General features: G+C 68.7%; 17 protein-coding genes. 11 read left to right on the plus strand and 6 right to left on the minus strand.

Annotated features, from left to right (window positions below):
- Nucleotides 1-94: 94 nt before the first annotated feature.
- The gene (locus tag D1793_RS13965) at nucleotides 95-1,948 is read left to right on the plus strand and encodes an ABC transporter ATP-binding protein (RefSeq protein WP_119022700.1); all 1,854 of its coding nucleotides are present in this window, start codon (nucleotides 95-97) and stop codon (nucleotides 1,946-1,948) included.
- Between the two features lie 16 nt (nucleotides 1,949-1,964).
- On the opposite strand, the gene D1793_RS13970 is transcribed toward D1793_RS13965, so the two are convergent.
- Nucleotides 1,965-3,596: a L,D-transpeptidase family protein gene (locus D1793_RS13970; protein ID WP_240407674.1), complete on the minus strand. Its 1,632-nt coding sequence runs from the start codon at nucleotides 3,594-3,596 to the stop codon at nucleotides 1,965-1,967.
- A gap of 147 nt (nucleotides 3,597-3,743) precedes the next feature.
- Between D1793_RS13970 and D1793_RS13975 the strand changes: the two genes are divergently transcribed.
- The 3 genes from D1793_RS13975 (at nucleotide 3,744) to D1793_RS13985 (ending at nucleotide 7,495) form a co-directional block, all read left to right on the plus strand.
- A complete protein-coding gene (locus D1793_RS13975; RefSeq protein WP_119022701.1) occupies nucleotides 3,744-4,463 on the plus strand; it encodes a murein L,D-transpeptidase catalytic domain family protein in 720 nt (239 codons plus the stop codon).
- A gap of 293 nt (nucleotides 4,464-4,756) precedes the next feature.
- Nucleotides 4,757-6,109 (plus strand): MFS transporter, encoded by a 1,353-nt coding sequence (locus D1793_RS13980; protein ID WP_119022702.1) that lies wholly within the window; start codon nucleotides 4,757-4,759, stop codon nucleotides 6,107-6,109.
- Between the two features lie 87 nt (nucleotides 6,110-6,196).
- Nucleotides 6,197-7,495, plus strand: a complete 1,299-nt coding sequence (locus D1793_RS13985; RefSeq protein ID WP_119022703.1) for a nitrate regulatory protein — start codon at nucleotides 6,197-6,199, stop codon at nucleotides 7,493-7,495.
- 33 nt (nucleotides 7,496-7,528) lie between these two features.
- Here the strand turns inward: D1793_RS13985 and D1793_RS13990 are convergent, their stop codons facing one another.
- Nucleotides 7,529-10,228 carry a nitrate reductase gene (locus tag D1793_RS13990; protein WP_119022704.1) on the minus strand — a complete coding sequence of 900 codons (2,700 nt, stop codon included), beginning with the start codon at nucleotides 10,226-10,228 and terminating at the stop codon, nucleotides 7,529-7,531.
- Nucleotides 10,229-10,752: 524 nt separating this feature from the next.
- Here D1793_RS13990 and D1793_RS13995 point away from each other — a divergent pair.
- From D1793_RS13995 to D1793_RS14015, 5 genes are all read left to right on the plus strand, one after another.
- Nucleotides 10,753-12,045: an FAD-dependent oxidoreductase gene (locus tag D1793_RS13995; RefSeq protein ID WP_119022705.1), complete on the plus strand. Its 1,293-nt coding sequence runs from the start codon at nucleotides 10,753-10,755 to the stop codon at nucleotides 12,043-12,045.
- The gene (gene nirB, locus D1793_RS14000) at nucleotides 12,042-14,555 is read left to right on the plus strand and encodes a nitrite reductase large subunit NirB (protein WP_119022706.1); all 2,514 of its coding nucleotides are present in this window, start codon (nucleotides 12,042-12,044) and stop codon (nucleotides 14,553-14,555) included. The genes D1793_RS13995 and nirB overlap by 4 nt, the downstream gene beginning before the upstream one ends.
- Nucleotides 14,556-14,569: 14 nt before the next feature.
- On the plus strand, nucleotides 14,570-14,995 hold the full coding sequence (nirD, locus tag D1793_RS14005) for a nitrite reductase small subunit NirD (protein ID WP_119022707.1): 426 nt from the start codon (nucleotides 14,570-14,572) through the stop codon (nucleotides 14,993-14,995).
- A gap of 361 nt (nucleotides 14,996-15,356) precedes the next feature.
- On the plus strand, nucleotides 15,357-16,733 hold the full coding sequence (locus D1793_RS14010; protein ID WP_240407675.1) for a sigma-54 dependent transcriptional regulator: 1,377 nt from the start codon (nucleotides 15,357-15,359) through the stop codon (nucleotides 16,731-16,733).
- A gap of 21 nt (nucleotides 16,734-16,754) precedes the next feature.
- The gene (locus D1793_RS14015) at nucleotides 16,755-17,819 is read left to right on the plus strand and encodes a transporter (RefSeq protein ID WP_119022708.1); all 1,065 of its coding nucleotides are present in this window, start codon (nucleotides 16,755-16,757) and stop codon (nucleotides 17,817-17,819) included.
- 16 nt (nucleotides 17,820-17,835) lie between these two features.
- Here the strand turns inward: D1793_RS14015 and D1793_RS14020 are convergent, their stop codons facing one another.
- From D1793_RS14020 to D1793_RS14035, 4 genes are all read right to left on the minus strand, one after another.
- Entirely contained in the window at nucleotides 17,836-18,393 is a 558-nt protein-coding gene (locus D1793_RS14020; RefSeq protein WP_162899976.1) for a hypothetical protein, read from the minus strand.
- A 123-nt stretch (nucleotides 18,394-18,516) separates the two neighbouring features.
- On the minus strand, nucleotides 18,517-19,257 hold the full coding sequence (locus D1793_RS14025; protein ID WP_119022710.1) for a C39 family peptidase: 741 nt from the start codon (nucleotides 19,255-19,257) through the stop codon (nucleotides 18,517-18,519).
- A 62-nt stretch (nucleotides 19,258-19,319) separates the two neighbouring features.
- Nucleotides 19,320-19,748, minus strand: a complete 429-nt coding sequence (locus D1793_RS14030) for a hypothetical protein (protein WP_119022711.1) — start codon at nucleotides 19,746-19,748, stop codon at nucleotides 19,320-19,322.
- 99 nt (nucleotides 19,749-19,847) lie between these two features.
- On the minus strand, nucleotides 19,848-21,029 hold the full coding sequence (locus D1793_RS14035; RefSeq protein WP_119022712.1) for a hypothetical protein: 1,182 nt from the start codon (nucleotides 21,027-21,029) through the stop codon (nucleotides 19,848-19,850).
- A gap of 456 nt (nucleotides 21,030-21,485) precedes the next feature.
- Between D1793_RS14035 and D1793_RS14040 the strand changes: the two genes are divergently transcribed.
- Both D1793_RS14040 and D1793_RS14045 read left to right on the plus strand, forming a co-directional pair.
- Nucleotides 21,486-22,514, plus strand: a complete 1,029-nt coding sequence (locus D1793_RS14040) for a patatin-like phospholipase family protein (protein ID WP_119022713.1) — start codon at nucleotides 21,486-21,488, stop codon at nucleotides 22,512-22,514.
- A gap of 255 nt (nucleotides 22,515-22,769) precedes the next feature.
- Nucleotides 22,770-24,170 carry a PhoH family protein gene (locus tag D1793_RS14045; protein ID WP_119022714.1) on the plus strand — a complete coding sequence of 467 codons (1,401 nt, stop codon included), beginning with the start codon at nucleotides 22,770-22,772 and terminating at the stop codon, nucleotides 24,168-24,170.
- Nucleotides 24,171-24,172 lie beyond the last annotated feature (2 nt).

Here is a 24,172-nt window from a genome sequence, read left to right on the forward strand (position 1 = left end):
GGTTAGTGCCTGACCCCGGGGCCGCGGCACGCGCCGGCTGAACCGCCCCTGCCGCCCTCTCCAGGTACGGAGACACCGCTTGTCCTCGCCCCATATGCGCCGCACCCAACCCGCCCCTCCCCCCGCGAACCGCCTGGCGGCCTTCTTCGGGGTCTTCCGCTACAGCCGCCGTGCGCTGGTGCTGGTCTGGCAGACCTCGCGGCCACTCACCGTGGGCCTGGCGCTGTGCACCCTGGTGGCCGGCGTGCTGCCCGCGGTGGCGGCCTGGATCGGCCAGCTGATCGTCGACTCGGTGGTGGAGGCCATGGCCTACCATCGCGAGTCCGGCGCGCCCCTCACCCTCGAGAGCGCCTGGCCGGTGCTGCGCTACGTGCTGGCCGAGGCCGGGGTGATCGCCGCTATCGCCATGGCCCAGCGCGGCCTCTCGGCCCAGCAGTCGCTGCTGCGCGCCCTGCTCGGCCAGAAGGTCAACGTGATGATCCTCGAGAAGGCTGGCACCCTGTCGCTCGCCCAGTTCGAGGACTCGGAGTTCTACGACAAGCTGACCCGGGCCCGCCGCGAGGCCTCGATCCGCCCGCTGGGGCTGGTCAACAAGACCTTCGGCCTCGCCCAGAACGGCATCTCGCTGATCAGCTTCGGGGTGCTGCTGGTGCAGTTCTCGCCCTGGGCGCTGCTGATCCTGGCCGTAGGGGCGCTTCCGGTGTTTCTCTCCGAGGCCAAGTTCTCCGGTGACGCCTTCCGGCTGTTCCGCTGGCGCTCGCCCCAGACCCGCATGCAGATGTACCTGGAGACGGTGCTGGCCCGGGAGGACAGCATCAAGGAGGTCAAGCTGTTCGGCCTGGAGCCGCTGCTGCTCGACCGCTACCGCAGGATCTTCGACACCCTCTACGGCGAGGATCGTCGGCTGACGATTCGCCGCGAAAGCTGGGGCTTCGCCCTCGGGCTGCTGGGCACCCTGGCCTTCTACGGCGCCTACGCCTGGGTGGTGGTGGAGACGGTGAGCGGGCAGCTGACCCTGGGCGAGATGACCATGTACCTGATGGTCTTCAAGCAGGGCCAGGCGGCGCTCTCGGCGAGCCTTACCTCGGTGAGCGGCATGTACGAGGACAACCTCTACCTCTCCAACCTCTATGAGTACCTGGAGCAGCCGGTGGCGCCCCAGGCCGGCACCCTCACCGAAGGCGCCCACCCCGGCGACGGCATCCGCTTCGAGAACGTCGGCTTCACCTACCCCGGCGCCGACAGGCCCGCCCTCTCGGGGATCTCGCTGCATCTGCCCCCCGGCCAGAGCCTGGCCCTGGTGGGGGCCAACGGTTCCGGCAAGACCACCCTGATCAAGCTTCTCACCCGCCTCTACGAGCCCGGCGAGGGACGCATCCTGCTCGACGGCAGCGACCTCGCCGAGTGGGACATCCAGGCCCTGCGGCGGCGCATCGGGGTGATCTTCCAGGACTTCGTGCGCTACCAGCTCAAGGTGGGCGAGAACCTCGGCGCCGGCGACGTGGCGGCGTTCGAGGACGAGGCGCGCTGGCAGGAAGCGGCGCGACGCGGCCTGGCCGACGACTTCATCGCCGGCATGCCCGGCGGCTACCACACCCAGCTGGGGCGCTGGTTCAAGGGGGGCCAGGAGCTCTCCGGCGGCCAGTGGCAGAAGATCGCCCTGTCGCGGGCCTACATGCGCGAGAGCGCCGATATCCTGGTGCTCGACGAACCCACCGCGGCCATGGACGCCGCCGCCGAGGCGGCGGTGTTCGCCGACTTCCGCGAGCACAGCCACGACAAGATGACCATCCTGATCTCCCACCGCTTCTCCACGGTGCGCGCCGCCGACCAGATCCTCGTCATCGACGGCGGCGAGATCCTCGAGCAGGGCGACCACGCGAGCCTGATGGCCGCCAACGGCCGCTACGCCAGGCTGTTCCGGCTGCAGGCCAAGGGCTACGAGTGACTCGCGTCGCCGCCCGCTAGAGCGCCAGCGGGCGGTTGAGGGCCCGCAGCAGGGCGTCATCGCGCTCGTAGATGTCCGGGCGGAACACCAGCTGGCCCTCCTCGCCCGGGTGCACCGTCCAGTAGTGCAGGATCACCGGCATGCGCCGGGCCAGCGAGACGTTGCGGGTCTGGCCCGCCTCGATCAGGGCGCCAATGTCCTGGTTCGAGCCGGTGTCGTCGAACAGCAGCTGGGCAAACTCCAGCACTCCCTGCACGCGGATGCAGCCGGAGCTGAAGGCGCGCTGCTCGCGGGCGAAGAGCCCCTGGGCCGGGGTGTCGTGGAGGTAGACCAGGTGGTCATTGGGGAAGCGGATCGCCACCTGGCCCAGGGCATTCTGGGGCCCCGGCGCCTGGCGCAGCATGATATTGCCGGGGTTGTTCCAGTCCACCTGCCAGGGGTCCAGCGGCGCACCGGAGGGGCTCAGCACCTGCAGCCGCTCGCGCCAGAGGTAGCCGAGGTCGCGGCGCACCTGGGGCAGCACGTCCTCGCGCAGAATGGTGGGCGGAATCGTCCAGGTGGGATTGACCGTCATGTGGGTGATCTCGGAGCGCAGCGACGGCGTGCGCCGGTAGGGGCGCCCCACCACGATGCGGGTCCGCCAGAGCTCCCCGTTGGGCCGGAAGTAGCTGAGCTGGTAGCCGGCGATGTCCACCAGCACGAAGGCCTCGGGCAGCCCGTGCAGCAGCCAGCGGGCGCGCTCCAGGTTGAGGCGGATCTGGTCGATGCGCACCGCCACTGGGACGTTCAGCGCCGCCCGGGTCTGGGGGCCGACGATGCCATCCGGCTCCAGCAGGTGGCGCCGCTGGAAGCGCTTCACCGCCGCTTCCAGGGGAGCATCGAAGCGCCGCGGATCGGGGGTGTCGAGCTCGGCCCCCGGGAAGGCGCCCGGGTCGGCGGCCATCACCTCGAGCTCCCCCTCCATGGCCAGGCGGCTGCGCAGCAGCGCCACGACGTCATCCACGTCGCCCCGCCGCAGCACCCGCGGCTCTCCGGGAAGCGGCGACCAGCCCCCGACCCGCTCGATGTTGCGATAGCGGGCCAGGCCGCTGCGCAGGCGCTCGTAGGGGGCATAGGCGGGGCGCGCCTCGCCGAAGGCCTGCTCGAAGCGCTGGCCGTCCACGGCGCGGGAGATCGCCTCGAAGTCGAGTCGCGCCGGCTCCAAGGGGATCTCCCACTGGGGGTCCACCGCGCGCGGATCCAGGCGGCCGCGCTGCAGGTGGCGCAGGGCGGTCAGCAACAGCGTCGAGGTCCTGAGGTCGAAGCGCGCCTGCTCGGCCGGGCCGGCATTGGCCTCCTGGAGGCGGCGATGCTCGGCCACCAGGCGGTCGGCCCGGTAGTCCCGCGGGTCCAGCCCGTCGCTCTCCAGGGTCTCCAGGGCCTCGGCGAAGGCGGCCACCCGCTGCCGCTCCCCCCAGGCGGCGCGGTGATCGCGGGCGGCATAGAAGCCCCGCAGTTCGGCACCCTCCCCGGCCGGCATCTCGGCCAGCAGGCGGGCGATCTCTGCCTTCAGATCGCCGCGCGGGGCCTCTCGCGGCGCCTCCTGCGCGCCGACCGACATGGAGAGCATCAGCGCCAAGATGGCGAGGATGGTGACAAATGGCCGCATGTTCACTTCCTTTTATCGTTTAAGGCTAAATTGGCTTTCCCTGCCTCTCTCTCCATAATAGTCCCAGGTGCGGGGCCACAGGGAAGCGGGCCCCGCTTCGTCTTGCCTGGCCCTCGGCCCGTGACCGATTCTCGAGGTAGTGTTTTCATGACTCGCTCCCTGCTTCCGCTCCCCCTGCTCGCCGGCTGCGCGCTGTTCGCTGCCGGCCAGGTTCATGCCGATACCTTCCTCGCCCAGGCCCTGCATCCCGACGCCCTCCCGGGCCAGACCCTGGACCAGCGACTGACCCGCCTGGCCCCCGGCGCCGACCCTCAGGTGCTGTCGCTGGCCGCCAATGCCCTGGCCTGTGCCGACCCGGACGCCAGGCGGCTGGCGGTGATCGACTACTCACTGCCCTCCACCGAGCCGCGCCTGTGGGTCTTCGACCTGCCCCGTAACGAGCTGATGTTCGAGGAGCTGGTCTCCCACGGCCGCGGCTCCGGTGACGCCATGGCCACCACCTTCTCGAACGTGCCGGAGAGCTACCAGTCGAGCCTGGGGCTCTTTCGCACCATGAACAGCTACTACGGGCGCAACGGCTATTCGCTGCGCCTGGAGGGGCTGGAAGCCGGCGTCAATGACCTGGCCTACCAGCGCGCCATCGTCATCCATGGCGCCGACTACGTCAGCGAGTCGTTCATCGAGCAGACCGGCCGCCTGGGCCGCAGCCACGGCTGTCCGGCGGTGCGCCAGGAGGTCACCTACCCGCTGATCGACAGCATCAAGGAGGAGCAGTACCTGTTCGTCTACTACCCGGACCCGGAGTGGCTCGAGGGCTCCGCCTTCCTGGCCTGCGACCGCGACGACCGCCAGCTGGCCCTGCGCTGACTCCTGGGTGCCGCCGCCGGCACCAGGATCGGGCACGCCCGTGCCGCACTGCACCATCAGAAAGCCCCTGCCCCGCTGAACCGAGGGCCGCCCGACGCGGGCGGCCCTCGGTTTTTCTATCAAGCCAATGAAATCCTGATAAAAAATCCACAAATGGCAGATCGCTTGCTTAATACGGATCAAGACCTGTTGGGCGTGGACCAGGCTCCGTGGAGCACGAGTGCGTCGAACCTGACCTTCAACGTCGAAGGGCTCGTTTGCTAACGCGACTGACTGATCCGCGAGGTAACGCCATGAACATTCTCAACAAGGCCAACAGGATTCGCCTGCTGGACTTCACCACTCCCCAGATGCGGGCCTTCCACTTCTCCTGGTTCGCCTTCCATATCTGCTTCTTCGGCTGGTTCGGCATCGCCCCTCTGATGGCGGTGGTCCGCGAGGACCTCAGCCTGACCCAGACCCAGATCGGCAACACCATCATCGCCTCGGTGCTGATCACCGTGATCGTGCGCCTGGCGATTGGCGTGCTCTGCGACCGTATCGGCCCGCGCAAGACCTACTCGGGCCTGCTGCTGCTGGGCTCGATCCCGGTGATGGGCATCGGCTTCGCCAACAGCTTCGAGACCTTCCTGCTGGCGCGCCTGGCCATCGGCGCCATCGGCGCGGCCTTCGTGATCACCCAGTACCACACCACCATGATGTTCGCCCCCAACGTGGTGGGCACCGCCAACGCCACCAGCGCCGGCTGGGGCAACCTGGGCGGCGGCACCACCCAGATCCTGATGCCGCTGATCTTCTCCGGGCTGCTGATGCTCGGCGTCAGCGAGACCCTGGGCTGGCGCCTGGCCATGGTGGTGCCGGGCGTGGTGATGTTCGCCACCGGCATCGGCTACTGGCTGTTCACCCAGGACGCCCCCAACGGCAACTTCGCCGAGCTGCGCGCACGCGGCGAGCTGCCCGAGGCCACGGGCGAACACGGCGCCGGCAAGAGCTTCATGGCCGCCGCCCGGGACATCCGCGTCTGGGCGCTGTTCGTGGTCTATGCGATCTGCTTCGGCGTCGAGCTGACCATCAACAACATCGCCGCCATCTACTTCTTCGACCACTTCGACCTGACCCTGGCCATGGCCGGGATGCTCGCCGGCCTGTTCGGGCTGATGAACGTCTTCGCCCGCACCCTGGGCGGCATCTTCTCCGACCTGTTCGCCAGGAATGGCGGCCTCAAGGGCCGCGTGCGCTGGCTGTTCATCGCCCTGATCTGCGAGGGCATCGCCCTGGTCGCCTTCTCCCAGATGCACGTGCTCTCCTACGCCATCGGCATCATGCTGGTGTTCAGCCTGTTCGTGCAGATGGCGGAGGGCGCCACCTATGGCGTGGTGCCCTTCATCAACAAGAAGGCGCTGGGCGCGGTGGCCGGCATCGTCGGCGCCGGCGGCAACGTGGGGGCGGTGGCCGCCGCCTTCCTGTTCCGTTCCGAGGCGATCACCTACCAGCAGGGGCTCTTCTACCTGGGCCTGACCGTGCTGGTGCTGGCCTCCTGTGCGCTGCTGGTACGCTTCTCGGACGAGACCGAGGCCGAGGAGGCCAAGGCGTACCGGGACGCCCTGGGCGAGGACGCCGGTGCCGGCGCCCTCTCGCTGCGCTGAGCCTGGCGGCCGACGTGGCCGCCTCGCCCCCATCACCGACCGCCGCCCGCCCGGGGCGGCGGTCGTCCTGGCCAGGGAGGTTACCCCATGACATCGGCATCACGCCTGCGACAGGCCGCCAGGCGCTGCGAGCTCGGCGCCCTCGAGCAGCTCTCCGCGGCCTGCGGCATCGTCATCGACACCGGTCGCCTGATCCATGCGCTGCAGAAGGAGCGCGGCTGCAGCGCCATCTACCTGGCCTCGGCGGGGCGGCGCTTCGCTGCCGACCGCAGCGAGCAGATCGCCGACAGCCAGTCGGCCGAGCTGGCCGTCCGGCGGCGCCTCGCGGAGCTTGCCGATCTCCCGGAGCAGACGGCCCAGGGGGCCCGGCTGCTGCGCCGCGGCGCGGAGGTGTGGCAGGCCCTGGACGCCCTGGAGACGGTGCGTGGCGCCGTGGCCACCCGACGGATGACACCGGACGACGCCACGCGCGACTACAACGGCCTGATCGGCGGCCTGCTGGGCCTGGTGTTCGAGGCCGCCGATGGCGGCGGTGACACCCGCATCACCCTGGCCCTGGTGGCCCTCTTTCACCTGCTGAAGGGCAAGGAGCTGGCCGGCCAGGAGCGCGCCTGCGGCGCCCACGGCTTCACCGCCGGCGGCTTCGACGCCGCCCATCGCCGGCTGCTGGGGCGGCTGCTCGAGGCCCAGACGCGCTGCTTCGCGACCTTCCTGGAGTTCGCCAGCCCCGAGGCCCGAACCTGCTGGGAGGCCGCCCTGCCGGAGAGCAACCTGGCACCGGTCCAGCGCCTGCGCGAGATCGCCGGGGCAGCGCCGGTGGATGCCGCCGCGGCCGGCGTGCGCGACCCCGCGCAACTGGGGGAGCTCTGGTTCGCCCTGACCACCCGACGCATCGACGCCATGCACCGGGTCGAGGCCTGCCTGGGCGAGGAGCTGGCTTCGCTGTGTGCCGAGCGCCTGGCCGCCGCGCGCCAGGCGCTGGCCGCGCCGCCGTGTGACACCGGCCCCTCGGCGCTCGACCCGCTGCTGGGCGATACCGTCGCGGCCACGCCCGGCGGCATCGACGGGCAGGCGACGGCCGAGGCCCTCGCCTCGCCCCTCAATCGCTCGCTGCTCGAGCTCGTGCGCAGCCAGACCGACCGGCTGCAGGGGCTCGGCAACGAACTGGCGAACACCCGCAAGGCGCTGCGCGAGCGCAAGCTGGTCGAACGCGCCAAGGGGGTCATCATGGCCAACCAGGCCATGAGCGAGGAGCAGGCCTACCGCTACATGCGCAAGACGGCCATGGACCAGAGCCGCAGCATGGCCGACCTCTCTCGCGCCATCCTCGACCTCGCCGACCTGCTGCCGAGCCGCCAGCCGGCCCGGCATGGGCCGGGCGACTGACCAGACCCTCGCCACTTCCGGGCGGCAGACCTCTCAGGCGGCGGAGCTCTCCTCGATCAGGGCCTTGAGCTCGGGAACGCAGCTGCCGCATTGGGTGCCGCAGGCCAGCCGCGCCCCCAGCGCCTCGATGCTGGCATCCCCGTCGCGGATGGCGGTCACGATGGTGCGCCTTCCCACCTGGTGGCAGCTGCAGACCACCGGGCCGCTGTCGGCGGCGCCGGCGTCACCGCCGGCCAGCAGCCGACGACGCCGCGCGCCGTCCAGGGCCTCGCCCCGGGCCGCCTCGGCGAAGCGCTCGTCGAGCCAGGCCAGCCCCGGCAGTTCGCCGGGCGGCCCCACCATCAGCCACCAGCGCAGGCGCCCCGCTTCGATGCCGGCGGCACGCAGGCGCCCGCCGGAGGGGTCCTCCCCCCACAGGCTCACCGGCACCGGCAGCCGCGCCGCCAGCCAGGCCAGCCAGTCGCGATCGGCGCTCTCGGGTGCGCCGGCCAGCTGCCAGCGCTGGCAGTGGGCCAGGGAAATGCGGGCCCAGTAGGCGCTCGCTTCGCACCAGTCGACCGCACCGGCCAGATCCGGCGCCACCAGCAGGGTGGCCTCCCAGGCGATCGCCATTGGGGCCAGCGCCACGGCGCCCTGCTTGGTCTCGGGCTGGCCGGAGAGCGGGTCGAGGTGGGCGGCGAGCAGCCGGCCGGCCAGGGCCGCACCGCTGAAGCGTTCGCTCCAGTGCATCGGCACGAACACCTCGCCGCGCCGCTGGCCCCTGGCGATCCGCACCCGTCCGACATAGTCGCCGCCGGCGCCGCGCAGCCGGGCCAGCTGCTGGTCGGCCACGCCCCAGGCCGCGGCATCGGCCGGGGCCACCTCGATAAAGGGCTCGGGGCGGTGGTTCATCAGCCGCGGCGAGCGGGCGGTGCGGGTCATGGTGTGCCACTGGTCGCGGATGCGCCCGGTGTTGAGGCGCAGCGGTCGCGCCGCGCAGAGCGCCTGCTCGGGCCCGCGGGGGCGCACCGGGATCAGGCGGGCCAGGCCGTCGGGGGTGGCGAAGCGGCCCTCCTCGAACAGCCGCGCGGTGCCGCGGGGCGCGGCGGCCGTGACCGGCCACTGGATGGGCGAGAGGGCGTCATAGTCGGCGCGGTCGAGCCCGGCCAGCGCGGAGATATCGAACAGCCGCTCGCCCGGGGTGCCGGCCAGGTTCTCGAAACCGGAGAGCCGGGCGTGCTCGTCGAAGATCTCCGCCGGGTGCGCATAGGGAAAGGCCTCGCCGTAGCCCAGCCGGCGGGCCACCTCGCAGATGATCCACCAGTCGTGGCGCGCCTCCCCCGGCGGCGGCAGAAGGCCGCGCTGGCGGGAGATGCGCCGCTCGGAGTTGGTCACGGTGCCGTCCTTCTCGGACCAACTCGATGCCGGCAGCACGATATCGGCGTACGCCAGCAGGTCGGTGTCGGCAACGCACTCGGAGACGATCACCAGCGGGCACTGCTCGAGCGCCGCCCGCACCCGGTCGGCACGGGGCAGGCTCACCGCCGGGTTGGTGGCCATGATCCACAGGGCGTGAATCTCGCCGCGCTCGATCGCCTCGAACAGCTCCACCGCCTTGTGGCCGGGAGCCTCGGGGAGGGTCGGCGTGAGCGAGGGCGTCGACCAGAAGCGGGTGACCCGCTCGATGGCGCCGGGGCTGTCGTAGTCCATATGGGCGGCCAGCTGATTGGCAAGGCCCCCCACCTCGCGGCCGCCCATGGCGTTGGGCTGGCCGGTGATCGAGAAGGGGCCGGCCCCGGGAAGGCCCAGCTTGCCGCCGGCCAGGTGGCAGTTGATGATCGCATTGCCCTTGTCGGTGCCGCTGCTGGACTGGTTGATCCCCTGGGAGAAGAGGGTCACCACGTGGAGCTGGCTGGCGAACCAGTAGTAGAAGGTCTCCAGGCGCTCCGGGTCCAGGTCGCAGTCGGCGGCCACGGCCGCCAGCGAGACGTCATCCTCCCGGGCCGCCGCCAGGGCCGCGTCGAGCCCCCGGGTGTGGCGCGCCAGATAGAGGGCATCGAGCCTCCCACGGTCGGCCATCCAGGCCAGCAGGCCGTTGAACAGCCGGGCATCGCTGCCGGGGCGAAGGCCCAGGTAGAGGTCGGCGATCTCGCAGCTGTCGGTGACCCGGGGGTCGATCACCACCACCCGCATCAGCGGGTTGCGGGTCTTGGCCACCTTGAGGCGCTGGTAGAGCACCGGGTGGTTCCAGGCCAGGTTGGAGCCCACCAGCACCACCAGCTCGGCCTCCTCCAGGTCCTCGTAGCTGCAGGGCACCGCATCGGCGCCGAAGGCGCGCCGGTGGGCGGCCACCGCCGAGGCCATGCAGAGCCGCGAGTTGGTATCCAGGTGCGGGGTGCCAATGAAGCCCTTGAAGAGCTTGTTGGCAACATAGTAATCCTCGGTGAGCAGCTGGCCCGAGAGGTAGGCGGCCACCGCCTCCTTGCCATGCTCGCGTCGCGTGGCCGCCAGCCGCTCGGCCACGGCCTCCAGGGCCGTGGCCCACGCCACCTCGCAGCCGTCCACCCGCGGCCGCATCAGCCGGCCCTGCTCGCCCAGGGTCTCGTGCAGCGCCGAGCCCTTGACGCAGAGGCGTCCGTGGTTGGCCGGATGGTCGGCATCGCCGGCCACCGCGGTCAGCTGCCCGTCCGCCAGGGTCGCCCGGACCCCACAGCCGACGCCGCAGTAGGGACAGGTGGTGCTGATTTGCCGCATGGCAGTCTCCCGCTGTTATCGTTTCCAGGGCCCATGAACGCAGACGCCCGCCGCGTCCCGGTCTGGCCAGGAAGCGGCGGGCGTCGTTGCCCCGAGAGGCGCCGACATGGCGCCTTATGGATACTCAGGGCGATGCAAGCGGGGTGCCAACCCGCCCTACCCCGTGCCTGACGCCTGGCATTTCGCGCCGTGCCCGCCACGGGGTGCCACCTCGCGCCGGGTCGACGCCGCCGAAACCCGCCTCATCGCGGTGCACACCCTCCTTCCGCTGCACCAGCGAGGCGCTCCCCCGGCCCCCGCCCTCTCCCGCCACGCCGCCGCCGGGCCTCGGCAAGCCATTGATTAAATGGCATGTCTGGCGCGACAGCCGCCTGCTGGCGAGATTCTTGATGGGTCTGCTCAGGCGGCGATCAACGGCGATCGCCCGTCAACGAACATCAGGCAAGGGCGCCTCGCACCCGTCTCTCCACGAGACGGGGTCGAGGCGCCCTTTTGCGTTCACCCACAGGCAGAGGAGGAGCTCCATGCCTCCGCACAGCACCCAGGCACCCCAGGACCCGCTGGTCATCGTCGGCAACGGCATGGCCAGCCACCGGCTGCTGGAAGCGTTGCTCAGGCAGCCGGCCAGGCCTGCCCGCATCACGGTGATCGGCGAGGAGCCCACTCCCGCCTACAACCGCATCCTGCTCTCGCCGCTGCTGGCCGGCGAACTGGAGCGCGACACCCTGACCCTGCGCTCGGCCGAGTGGTATGCCGAGCAGGGCATCGAGCTGATCCTCGGCGAGCGCGTCACCGAGATCGATCGTCAGGCACAACGCCTGACCACCGATGCCGGACGCCACCTGGCCTACGGCCGCCTGGTGCTGGCCACCGGCTCGCACCCGGCGCTGCCGCCGCTGCCCGGCATCCGGCTCGCGGGCGTCCATGCCTTCCGCGACCTGAACGATGCCGCCACCCTTTCCGACTGCGCCAGCCGCGGCGGCAGCGCCGTGGTGATCGGTGGCGGCCTGCTGGGCCTGGAGGCCGCCGAGGGGCTGCGCAAGCGCGGCATGGCGGTCACCCTGCTGCAGCGGGCGGAGCGCCTGATGAACCGCCAGCTCGATGCCACCGCTGCGGGCCTGCTCGAGCAGGAGCTCGTCGGCCGCGGGCTTGCGGTCATCACCGGTGCCCGGCTGGCCGCCCTCGAGGACGATGGCCAGGGCCGTGTCGCCGCCGTCTGCCTCGAGGGGGGGCGCCGCCTGCCCACCGACTGCGTGGTGGTGGCCATCGGCATCGCGCCCAACGTCGAGCCGGGGCGAGCCGCCGGCCTGGCGGTGGACCGCGCCATCCGGGTGGATGGGTACCTGACCACCTCCGACCCGGCGATCTTCGCCCTCGGCGAATGCTGCCAGTTCGAACAGCACACCTATGGCCTGGTGGAACCGATCTGGCGCCAGGTCGAGGTGCTCGCCGCCCACCTCGCCGGTGAAGCGGTCGGCGGCTACGCGGAGCGCCCCAGCGCCACCCGGCTCAAGGTAAGCGGCATCTCGCTCTACGCCTTCGGCCCCACCGAGCCCGAGCCCGAACACGAAGTGCTCAGCTATCGCGACCCTCAGCAGGGCGACTACCGCCGCCTGCTGCTGCGTGACGGCCGCCTGGAAGGTGCCGTGCTCTACGGCGACACCGCCTCCGGCCCCTGGTACTTCGAGCAGGCCCTGGCCGGGCGCGATCTCAGCGACTGTCGCGCCGCCCTGCTGCTCGGCGCCGCCGACGCCCAGGCCCTGCTCGACGACGCATCGAACGAATCACCGCAACGCCCCGCGAAGGAGGCCGCATGAACACGCCCGTCAAACCGCAACTGATCGTCATTGGCAACGGCATGGTCGGCCACCACCTGGTCGAGCAGCTGGTCGAGCGCGGCGCCACCGAGCGCTACGCCATCACCGTGTTCGGCGAGGAGCGTCACCTGGCCTACGACCGCGTGCACCTCTCCGAGTATTTCAGCGGCCGCGACGCCGCCTCGCTCGCGCTCTCCACCGCCGACTACTACGCCGAGCACTGCATCGAGCTGCGCCTGGGCGAAGCGGTATTCGCCATCGACCGCAATGCCAGCGAGGTGGTCACCGACCAGGATCGCTACCCCTACGACCGCCTGGTGCTGGCCACCGGCTCCTACCCCTTCGTACCGCCGATCCCCGGCAACGACCGTGAGGGCTGCCTGGTCTACCGCACCCTGGAAGACCTCGACGCCATCCGCGAAGCCGCCGAAAGCGCCGCCACCGGCGTGGTGGTGGGCGGCGGCCTGCTCGGTCTGGAAGCCGCCAACGCCCTGCGCGGGCTCAACCTCGACACCGCCGTGGTGGAATTCGCACCGCGGCTGATGCCGATGCAGGTGGACACCGAAGGCGGCGAGCTGCTGCGCGAGAAGATCGAATCGCTGGGCGTGCAGGTGCTCACCGGCCGCGCGACCCAGGAGATCGTCGACGGCGAACGCAGCCGCCACCGCATGGTGTTCCAGGACGAGAAAGTGCTGGAAACCGACCTCATCGTCTTCTCCGCCGGCATTCGCCCACGCGACGAACTGGCCCGCGACTGCGGCCTGGAGATCGGCGAGCGCGGCGGCGTGGTGATCGACGACAACTGCCTGACCAGCGACCCGGCCATCCTCGCCGTCGGCGAAGTGGCGCTGTGGAACAACAGCATCTTCGGCCTGGTTGCCCCCGGCTACCAGATGGCCAAGGCCGCTGCCGCCACGCTGCTAGAAGGCAACGAGCCCTTCAAGGGCGCCGACATGAGCACCAAGCTCAAGCTGATGGGCGTCGACGTGGGCTCCATCGGCGACGCCCACGGCGACCGTACTCCCGGAGCACGCCAGTTCCGTTTTCTCGACCCGCTCAAGCAGCAGTATCGCAAGCTGGTAGTCTCCAGCGACGGCAAGCGCCTGGTCGGCGCCATGCTGGTGGGCGACAACAGCTACTACGATACCCTGCTGCAGTACTACGCCAACCGCATCGAGCTGCCCGAGGACCCGGCCTCGCTGATCCTGCCGGCCGGCAGCAGCGCCGCCCCTGCGCTGGGGCCGGACGCCCTGCCGGACACCGCCATGATCTGCTCGTGCCACAACGTCACCAAGGCGGACGTGTGCGCCTCCATCGACGGCGGCGCGGTCGACCTGGGCGCGGTAAAGGGCGCCACCAAGGCCAGCACCGGCTGCGGCGGCTGTGCCGCCCTGCTCAAGACCCTGGTGGATCACGAACTCGAAAGCCGCGGCGTGGAGGTCGACAAGTCGATCTGCGAACACTTCCACTACACCCGCCAGGAGCTCTACGACATCGTGCGGGTGGAGGGCATCAAGACCTTCAGCGAGCTGATGGAGAAGCACGGTTCCAAGGTGGGTCATGGTCTCGGCTGCGATATCTGCAAGCCGGCGGTAGCCTCGATCCTGGCCTCCTGCTTCAACGAGCCGATCACCGACGCGGCCCACATCCCGCTGCAGGACACCAACGACACCTTCATGGCCAACATGCAGAAAAACGGCACCTACTCGGTGGTACCGCGCATCGCCGGCGGGGAGATCACCCCCGACAAGCTGGTGGTGCTGGGCCAAGTGGCGCAGAAGTACGAGCTCTACACCAAGATCACCGGCGGCCAGCGCATCGACCTGTTCGGCGCCCGTCTCGAGGACCTGCCGGCGATCTGGGGCGAGCTCATCGAAGCCGGCTTCGAGACCGGTCACGCCTACGGCAAGTCGCTGCGTACCGTGAAATCCTGCGTAGGCAGCACCTGGTGCCGCTACGGCGTGGATGACAGCGTGGGCATGGCGATCCGCCTGGAGCATCGCTACAAGGGGCTGCGCGCCCCGCACAAGATCAAGTTCGGCGTCTCGGGCTGCACCCGGGAGTGCGCCGAGGCGCAGAGCAAGGATATCGGCGTGATCGCCACCGAGAACGGCTGGAACCTCTACGTCTGCGGCAACGGCGGCATGCGTCCGCGCCACGCCGAGCTGTTTGCCACCGACCTCAGCGACGAGGCGCTGATTCGCACCATCGACCGGGTGCTGATGTTCTACATCCGCACCGCCGACCGCCTGCAGCGCACCTCGGTGTGGCGCGAGAACCTGGAAGGCGGCCTGGAGTACCTCAAGGAAGTGATCCTCGAGGACCGCCTCGGCATCGGCGAGGAGCTGGAGCGACAGATGCAGACGGTGATCGACGCCTACCAGTGCGAATGGGCCAATGCCCTGAGCGACCCGGAGAAGCTCAAGCGCTTCAGAAGCTTCGTCAACGACAGCCGCCCCGACCCGGACATCATCATGACCACCGAGCGCGGGCAGTTACGTCCCGCCTGAAGGAGTCTTTCCCCATGACTATCGCCTCTGCAGCAGCCAACACCATGACCCAGACCTGGCAACGCCTCTGCACCCGCGCCGACCTGGTGCCCCACTCCGGCGTCGCCGCCTGGGTGGAGACCCCGGAAGGCCCCGTCCAGGTGGCGATCTTCTACCTTCCAAGCGACCCGAACACGTCGCAGCCAAGCGACCCGAACACGTCGCAGCTCCCCGGCCACGCGCAGGAGCTCTACGCCATCGACCACCGCGACCCCTTCTCCGGGGCCAACGTCATCGCCCGCGGTATCGTCGGCGATCTAAAGGGCGAGCCCGTGGTCGCCTCGCCGCTCTACAAGCAGCACTTTCGCCTCGGCGACGGCCGCTGCCTGGAGGACGAGGGCGTTCAACTGCGCACCTGGAAGGTGAGCTTCAAGGGCGAGGAGGTGTGGATCGAGGCATGAAGGTCTAATAATAAAATATTGATACCGTACCGAGTGAATAGGGGAAAATCTCCTTTATTCACTCGTTCTCAGCATGATAATTCCCCTACTCCATCATCATGACCATGCCGATACCGTCGGTACATCGCGGATTTGATTACCAAAAATAACCATAAAAAACTCATTCTTTACAGTACCGACACCGGCGACAACACTTCCCCTGCTTCCTGCATTGAGTCGCCAGGTCCCCTTCATTCGATGACGGCATCACATCGCGATGTTCGGCCAACAGCATAGCGGAACGACCTGGCCAACCGATCGACTGCCTGCGCCCCCCCTTGAAGCCATGGCGGACGCAGCCACTGATTAGATGGAAACAGGGATGATGAGGGAAACATCACGCCAGGCCCTGCTGCTGGGTGGCCAGCCGCTGGAGGGAATTGCGGCACTGTCGCTGCCGCAGTATGCATGGCAGTTTCGCCGCATCAGCTGCCTGATCGAAGCCGAAGCGCTCCTGACCTCCAGCCCACCGCCCCTGGGGGTCATCCTGCTGGAAGGCCTGCTGGCCAGCGCCCCCCGGCACCTGGAAAGAGTCCTCAATCTGGTTCCGGATCTGCTGTGGGTCGCCCTGTTTCCCCCCCACAGCCTCCAGGACGAACGGACGGTGAGGTTCATCGCCCGCTACTGCCATGCCTGCCTTCCGCTACCCCTGCACCCCGACCAGGCCAACCATGTGTTGGAGAGCACGCTGGCCATGGCATCACTGCTGGGCCGTGCCGACTCGCACCCTGGCCACGCGACACCATCCCGTGCCGGCGTCTCCCTGGTCGGCAGCTCCCCCGCCATCCAGACGCTGATGAGGGATATCGACAAGATCGCCGCGGTGGATGCCCCGGTCCTCATCACGGGGGAGTCAGGCACCGGCAAGGAGTTGACGGCGAGGCTCATTCACACGCGCTCTGCTCGTCACACGGGCCCCTTCAATGCGGTCAACTGCGGCGCCCTGCCCGCCGGGCTGATCCAGTCGGAGCTCTTCGGTCACGAGAGGGGGGCCTTCACCGGCGCCGACCGGCGCAAGGTCGGCATCATCGAGTCGACCTCGGGCGGCACCCTCTTTCTTGACGAGATCGGCGACCTGCCCCTGGAGCTCCAGGTCAACCTGCTGCGCTTCCTCGAGGATCACCGCTTCCTTCGCCTGGGCGCCCAGCGCGAGAGCGAAGTGGATGTCAGGGTACTCGCCGCGACGCATGTCGACCTGGAAGGCGCCGTCAGGGAGGGGCGTTTTCGAGAGGACCTCTACCATCGGCTCAACGTCCTGCAAGCCAGGACGCCGCCCCTGCGGGAGCGGCCAGAGGATATCGAGCAACTGGCCAACCACTTCTTCCAGCAGTTCCGCCGTGAAGCCTCCCGCCGCGTACGCGGCTTCAGCCACGACAGCCTGATCACCATGCGCCAGCACGCCTGGCCGGGCAACGTGCGGGAACTGATCAACCGGGTCAGGCGCGCCATGGTGATGTGCGAACAGCGCCTGATCACCCCCGACGCCCTGGGCCTGGAGAGGCGAAATGGCCTCTCCCGAGAGGGTGTTTCCCTGGAACAGATCCGCGACGGCGCGGAACGCGAGGCCGTGATCGCCGCCCTGGCTCGCAACAAGCAGCAGGTGCTGCATGCGGCGCGGGAGCTCGGGGTGTCCCGGGCGACCCTCTACCGCCTGATCGAGAAGCACCACCTTCACCGCACGCTCGAGGAGCGCGCCTAACCCGACACAGGAAATGCCACCATGACTCCCTACCAGCGTTTCATCATCGCCGTGACGGGCGCCGTGTCGTTGACCGGCGCGGCACCGCTGCTGGCCCAGCAGGAGATCCGGCCGGTCGGCCAGGAACCCCCTCCCGAAGAGGTGCAGTTCAATGTCCAGTCCCTGGCGGAGTATGGGGGTGTGCTGACGCCGCGTGGGCGACTGATGCTGGAGCCGGAGTTCCAGTACACCCACGAGAGCATCAACCGCATGACCTTCGAGGGCGTGAAGATCCTGAGCACCCTGCTGATCGGCGTCTTCACCGCCCAGGACCTTAAGAGAGACAGCTACATGGCCGCCCTGACCGGACGCCTCGGGGTCACCGACCGGCTCGAGCTGGAGATGAAGGTGCCTTATGTTTACCGAACTGAGACCCAAAACATAACGGTGGCTGAAGTTAACCCAGAATTTACTATAGATAGGACACTCTCGAACCAAAGCCTGGGCGATATCGAAGTGGCCGCCCACTACCAGCTCAATCGAGCCCGGGAGGGGCGCCCCATCTATATCGGCAACCTGCGCTACAAGTCCACCACCGGCGACGGCCCCTTCGATATCTCCCGCGACAGCGCCGGCATAGCTCGAGAGCTGCCGACCGGCACCGGCTTCCAGGCCATCGAACCCAGCCTCACCGTGCTCTTCCCCTCGGCGCCCGCCGTCTACTTCGCCAACCTCGGCTATACCTACAACCTGAGCGACACCGTCAATCGCAATGTCGGCGGCGACATCTTCGTGGGCAAGGTCGACCCGGGCGATGTGGTCCGCGTTAGCTTCGGCATGGCCTACGCCATCAACCCCCGGACCTCCTTCACCCTCGGCTACAAGAACGACTTCATCGGCAAGACCCGTACCGAATACTTCACACCTGATACCGGATCTACCACACAGAGCTCAAGAACTCTCAACGTGGGCGCCATGCTGCTGGGCTGGTCCTACCAGCTCAACCCGGACACGGCGATCAACCTGAACCTGGAGTTCGGCATTACCGATGACGCGCCGGACACGGTCCTGACCCTGCGCGTGCCCTTCGGCATGGACCTGTTCTGAACCGTCAAGCGCCCCGTCAGCGCAGCAGGCCCGGAAAGGTATCGACGATCGCCTGGCGCTGACGCGCCATCTGCAGCCGGCCGATATTGCCGACGTGCACCTGGATCTCGACGCGCTGGTCGATCGCCGCGCCGGAGGCATTGGTCACCACCCCGCTGAGAATCGCCTGGTTGGTGACCTGGTGCAGCGCCGCCGTGAAGCCCCGGCTGTCCTCCAGGGTCACGCCGGAGAAGCCGGCCAGCCCCGTCAGGTCCACGCCATTGGGGGTGAGGTCGGTGATACGGACGCCGGTTCCTGGTCCCACCAGGGTCGCCTGCCCCGTCGGATCGCTCAGGGTGCGAGATACCAGATCCACGCCCGTGGCCGTGATATTGACCAGCGAGACCAGCTGGACCTGGTTGTCGATCAAGGTCGTCAGCTCCGCCCCGAAGGCGAGCTCCATGCCGCCGATGCGAAAGCCGCCCCGGAGCGTCTCCAGCGTGGCCTCCTCGATCACCTCGCCACGGTAATAGATATCGTGCTCGCCCTGGGCCTCCGACCAGAAGCGTTCGCCGCCAGACGCCTCGAGAGGCATGAGGCCCCACCAGCAGAGCAGCAGCCCGACCGCCAGGCCTGGGCGAAAACCGGCCGCCCCTGAGCAGGTCGGCAGCACAGGCTGCTGCTCGCCACGCGTCTTTCGCTGATACGTCATCATGGCTCAGCGCCCCAGTTCGTTGCTGGCGGGAAGGGTGAGCAGGCCGGCCCCGATGCCCGTCCTCCGGACCCCCTGGTCCACGGGAGAGCTCGGCCGCACGGCCCAGTCGCGCTCGTGGTTGAAGTGTCGCTGGGCCACCGCCAGCTCGGCCCTGGCGCCCAGCACGGTGCCGTTCCAGAGCGACTCGAAGTGCTCGCGGGGCACCACCAGGGTCCCCGCGGCGGGATCGCCGACCAGCACATGCTGGCTGTCGATCCCCTTGACCACGACGAAGTGCCGATAGCCGGCCGTGTCGACCATGGTGATGGCGGGCACGCCGATGCGCAGGAAGTCATCCAGCGAGATGCGAAAGCCGTCCGAATCGAGCCCGCGGTGGTCGAGGTAGCGCTTCATGTCCAGCATCGAGAAGCCGTGCCGCTGGATCTGCTCGGCGTCGCCGGCCCGGATCATCCACTCGAACACCTCGGCCTCGGTGGTGGGCCGCTCGTAGTGGAAAGTCAGCAGGGTGGCCACCGACGCGGAGCCACAGCTGAAGTCGTACTGCTGGGGAACCACCCGCTTCCAGCCGATCTCCTGAAGACTGCTGGCCGCCACCTGGAAGGTGCCGAAGTGGCTGGCAATGGTGACCTGGCCGGACCCGGCAACCTGTGCCGCGGCAAGGGTAGTGCCGATGAGCAGCAGCGCGGCGGAGAGTCGACGCACCCGGTGGCGGCCACAGCGTGCCAGGAAAGCCCCTGATGGCATGATGATCTCCCCTGGGCCCTCGATGGCCCACGATGTCTCTGCCTCGGGAACGCGAGCGTCGCCTAGTCGGCCGAGATGAAGACGCTGATCCCCACCGCATTGTTGATGGCATTGCCGTGGCCGGTCACGGCACTGAAGATCCCCGTGCCGCTGTAGTTCCCCATGGCATTGTTATCGAAGCGGATATTGCCCGACACCATGTCGCCGTTCACCACCGAGACCTGGGTATCGCTGACGATGGCCTGCATGTTCTGAATGCTCTGTGCGGTCTTGAAATGCATCACCGTGCCCTCCCGCCCCCGTGTCGACGCCATCGACTCGGGATCCAGCTGCTCCAGCGCGGCGAAGCCACCGACTGGCTCGCCCCCCTGACCATCGGCCATCAGGGACGTGGCGGCACTCAGCGCCACGGATGCCATCAGGGTGGCGACGGCCCAGCGCCAGACCCCCGGAGGTCCCGCTTCCACTGCCTCGACGTCGTGCCCCTTCATGATCTGTTCCCCCTCGGATAGGGTGTCTCGAGATCCACGGAAGCCGGCGGCGCAGCGCCGCCGGCTTCAGGTTGCCGGGCCGAAACCCGTCTCGATGGATCAGTTGCCGATGCTGACGTTGCTGTGTGCCGCCACGTTGGTACCGGCGACCTGGGCGTTGTAGAGCCCGGTGGAGACGTTCATGTTGCTGATGCCACCGAACACCCCGGACGCCACGGTGACGTTGGCCGCGCCGGTCATCAGGCTGGCATTGCCACCGTTGCCCCCATGGCCCCCGGCGCCGCCGTTGCCGGCCGTGGCGAAGGCATCGCCGGTGGCACCGCTGCCGGCACCACCGCCGCCACCGGCGCCACCGCCCCCATTACCAGCCACGGCGCTGGCATCGCCACCGTCACCGCCGTTGCCGGCGGTCGCCATGCCGCTGCCGCTGCCGCTGCCGCTGCCGGTGCCGGCCCCGCCGTCCCCGGAGGTTCCGGTGGCACTCGCCGTGCTGTCGGCGCCGGCGGCCTGATCGGCCGAGAAGGAGCCGCTGGAGGCGTCATCGGAGAAGTCGTCGCCGATCTCACCGATGGCGGCGAGGTTGGCGGCACTCGCGCTGGAACCGCTGCCGGCGGAGGCATCGCTGTTCCCGCCCTCACCGTTGCCCATCCCGTGGCCCAAACCGATGCCACCGGCATCACCGCCGCCACTGCCGCTGCCGGCGTTGGCCACGGCCTGACCGCCGGAGCCGCCATTGCCGCTGCCGCCGTCGCCGCCGGAACCGGCGCCCAGGTTGATGGAGGCGGCATAGCCACCGCCGCCGCCCGCGGCGCCAGCCGCACCATCCCCGGCGTTGATGCGGATGCCGGCGCCATTGACCACCGCGCTCATCTCTTGCAGGGAGATGACGCTGGTGGAGGTGTTGTAGGACTCGCTCATGGCCCAGGCATCGCCACCGCGGCCGACGCTGCCGCCGCCGCCGCCGGTACCGCTCCCGGTGCCATAGCCACCGGCGCCATAGCCACCGGTACCGCCGTTGGCTCCGGTAGAGGCGTCATCATTGGAGTCGTCGAAGTTGGTCCCTCCGTTGGCGCTGCCGCCTACGCCCCAGCCTCCAGCGCCGAAGCCGCTGCCTGCCCCGCCGTTGCCGCCGGAGCTGCTTCCCCCTACCGCCGTCGCCGAGGAGGTCACGTTCTGATCCACGCTATCCGCCACGCCGGCGCTCGGGTTGGCGTGCGCCGTCGAGACGGCGAAGGCCAGGGCCAACAGGGGCGTGCCTGCGATTACCAGATACTTTTTCATGATCGTTCTCCCTATCCTGTTCCGATCGGATTGTTCTTGCTGGCAAGACTGCGAACAGGTGTCCAGGCGACATCTGGCTGTACCCTTGAATGCCGATGCCCGCTCGCAGCGCACATCACAACGCACGATGCGTGCCAGACCGGCCCGCCATGATTTCAACTCGTTGATTTTCAGAGTGCTTTTCGCAACTCCATCGGCATCTCCCCGCCCGGCATGCCGGCATCGGCCTGACAGAACGTCACAGAGGTGTCGCAAGGCTGAGGCAGCCGTCGGCAGCGGCATCGCTACTTTCAGAAAATCATAAGAAAATTCAATGGCTTGAATCGAATATCGGAAAGTGACTCAGCGGCTGGACAGCCTCTGGATGCATGGCCACCCGGCTCGCCGAGCGTTATGCTGGAATGATGCATTGCCGCATAGAGTGCTGACCGACTCAGCGATGAACGAGGAGCGCAGATGAGCGAGACCAAGCGGATCGACCTGGCCCTGCAGGGCGGCGGCGCCCACGGCGCCTTCACCTGGGGCGTGATGGACCGCCTGCTGGAGGATCCCCGTATCGAGATCGAGGGGATCAGCGGCACCAGCGCCGGCGCCATGAACGGCGTGGTGATGGCCGACGCCCTGACCCGCGGCGACCGCGACACCGCCCGCCAGGCCCTCCACGACTTCTGGGCCGCGGTGAGCCGCGCCGGCATGACGAGCCCCATCCGGCGCACCCCGCTGGACGTGCTCACCGGCAACTGGAGCCTCGACCACTCGCCGGGCTATGTCGCCATGGACCTGATGAGCCGGCTGGTCTCGCCCTACCAGTTCAACCCCTTCAACCTCAACCCGCTGCGCGACCTGCTGGCCGAGCGGGTCGACTTCGAGCGGGTCCGCCGCTGCCCGGAGCTCAAGCTGTTCGTCACCGCCACCAACGTGCGCAGCGGCAAGCAGCGCATCTTCACCCGCGAGGAGATGAGCGTGGAGGCGGTGATGGCGTCGGCCTGCCTGCCCACGGTGTTCCAGGCGGTGGAGATCGACGGCGAGGCCTACTGGGATGGCGGCTACATGGGCAACCCCTCTCTGATGCCGCTGATGGAGCACTGCGGCTCGCGGGACATCGTGATCGTGCAGATCAACCCCATCTACCGCGAGGAGCTGCCCACCAGCGCCGCGGCGATCATGAACCGCCTGAACGAGATCACCTTCAACGCCTCGCTGATCAAGGAGGTGCGCATGATCGCCATGCTGCAGCGCCTGCTGGGCGACCATGGCGTCGATATCGGCTGCTACGCCGGCACCCTCTTCCACCGCATCGCCGGGGACGACACCCTGGGCAGGCTCTCGGTGTCGAGCAAGATGAACGCCGAGTGGTCGTTCCTCTGCCACCTGCGCGACGAGGGGCGCCGCACCGCCGAGGACTGGCTTGCCGAGAATTTCGCGAACCTGGGCAAGCGCTCCACCCTCGAGGTGGAGAGCGTCTATCAGGATACGGAACGGTGACGCTGAGAGAACGTTGAAAGGGAGGCTGATTTTGCACAGCAGCATGACGCGGGCGGCACCATGCTCAGCATGAGGCGGAAGCGCACCCCGCGCCCCGCCCGCTGTCGAAGGCTACAGGAAGGAGTCACAGGAGGGAGTAGAAGCGCTGTACGGCACCGTCGGCGGCTGTCACCTCCCTGACATCGCGCGCTGACAGTGTCGACATCGGGACGTCACACATGACGCCCGCTCGCGACAATCAGGAGAGCTGCGCCGATGGTACGCATTGACAAGAAGGCCACCCGCCTCTACGTGCTGGACACCAACGTCCTGCTGCACGATCCCGTCTCCCTCTACCAGTTCGACGAGCACGAGGTGGTCATCCCCATGACCGTCCTCGAGGAGCTGGACAAGCACAAGAACGGCGTCCGCGAGATCGCCCGCACCGCCCGCCAGGTCAGCCGCACCCTCTCCGACCTCACCGCCAATGTCGGGCTCGAGCAGATCCGCGATGGCATTCCCATCCCGCGCCTGAACGGCCCCGAGGGGCGCCTGCGCCTGCTCTGCTACACCGACCTGACGCCCCTGGAGCCCCTCGAGGAGAACCCCGACAACCGCATCCTCGCCGAGACCTGCCGGCTGCGCCAGGAGCGCCCGGACGCCTCGGTGATCCTGATCACCAAGGACATCAACCTCAGGGTCAAGGCCGCCGCCCTGGGCGTGCCGGTGGAGGACTACCTCAACGACCGCGCCTTCGACGACAGCGACGCCATGCTGGAAGGGGTGCGGGTCTACCCGGACGCCGGCAGCGAGCTGTGGAACGGCCTGTCACTCGACGTCAGCGTCGAGCGCGAGGGCCAGCGAGTGACTTACCACCTCAGCGGCGAGATCCCCACCGAGTGGCACCCGGGCATGCTGGTGGCGGACAGCGACGACGAGGGCGGCTTCGAGGCCATCGTGCGCGAGGTGAGCACAAGCCGGGCCCGCCTCGACCTGCTCACCAACTATCGCCACGGCGCCAGCGTCTGGGGCGTGCACGCCCACGACTGCCGGCAGAACTTCACCCTCAACCTGCTGATGGATGACGACATCGACCTGGTGACCATCGCCGGCAGCGCCGGCACCGGCAAGACCTTCATGACCCTGGCCGCCGCCTTCCAGCAGACCCTCGACACCAAGCGCTTCGAGCGCATCGTCTTCACCCGGGCGCCGATCTCCATGAGCGAGGATATCGGCTTCTTGCCCGGTACCGAGGAGGAGAAGATGTCGCCCTGGATGGGCGCCTTCCACGACAACATGGACAACCTGCTGCGCGACGAGAACGGGGAATCGAGCTGGGACAACGGCGCCACCCGCCAACTGCTCGGTGCCCGGGTGCAGATCCGCTCGCCGGGCTTCATGCGCGGGCGCACCCTCAACGACACCTTCCTGATCATCGACGAGGCGCAGAACTTCACCCCCAAGCAGTTGAAGTCGCTGGTCACCCGAGCCGGGCGCAACACCAAGATCGTCTGCCTGGGCAACGTCGGCCAGATCGACACCCCCTACCTCACCGCCAACAGCTGCGGTATGGCGGCGGTGGTGCAGCGCTTCCGCGACTGGCCCCACGCCGGCCATGTCACCCTGAAGAGCGTCGAGCGCTCGCGGCTGGCCCTGGCCGGCGAGGAGCTGCTCTGACA

It is taken from the genome of Halomonas sp. JS92-SW72 (assembly GCF_003547075.1).
Lineage (GTDB): Bacteria > Pseudomonadota > Gammaproteobacteria > Pseudomonadales > Halomonadaceae > Halomonas > Halomonas alkalicola.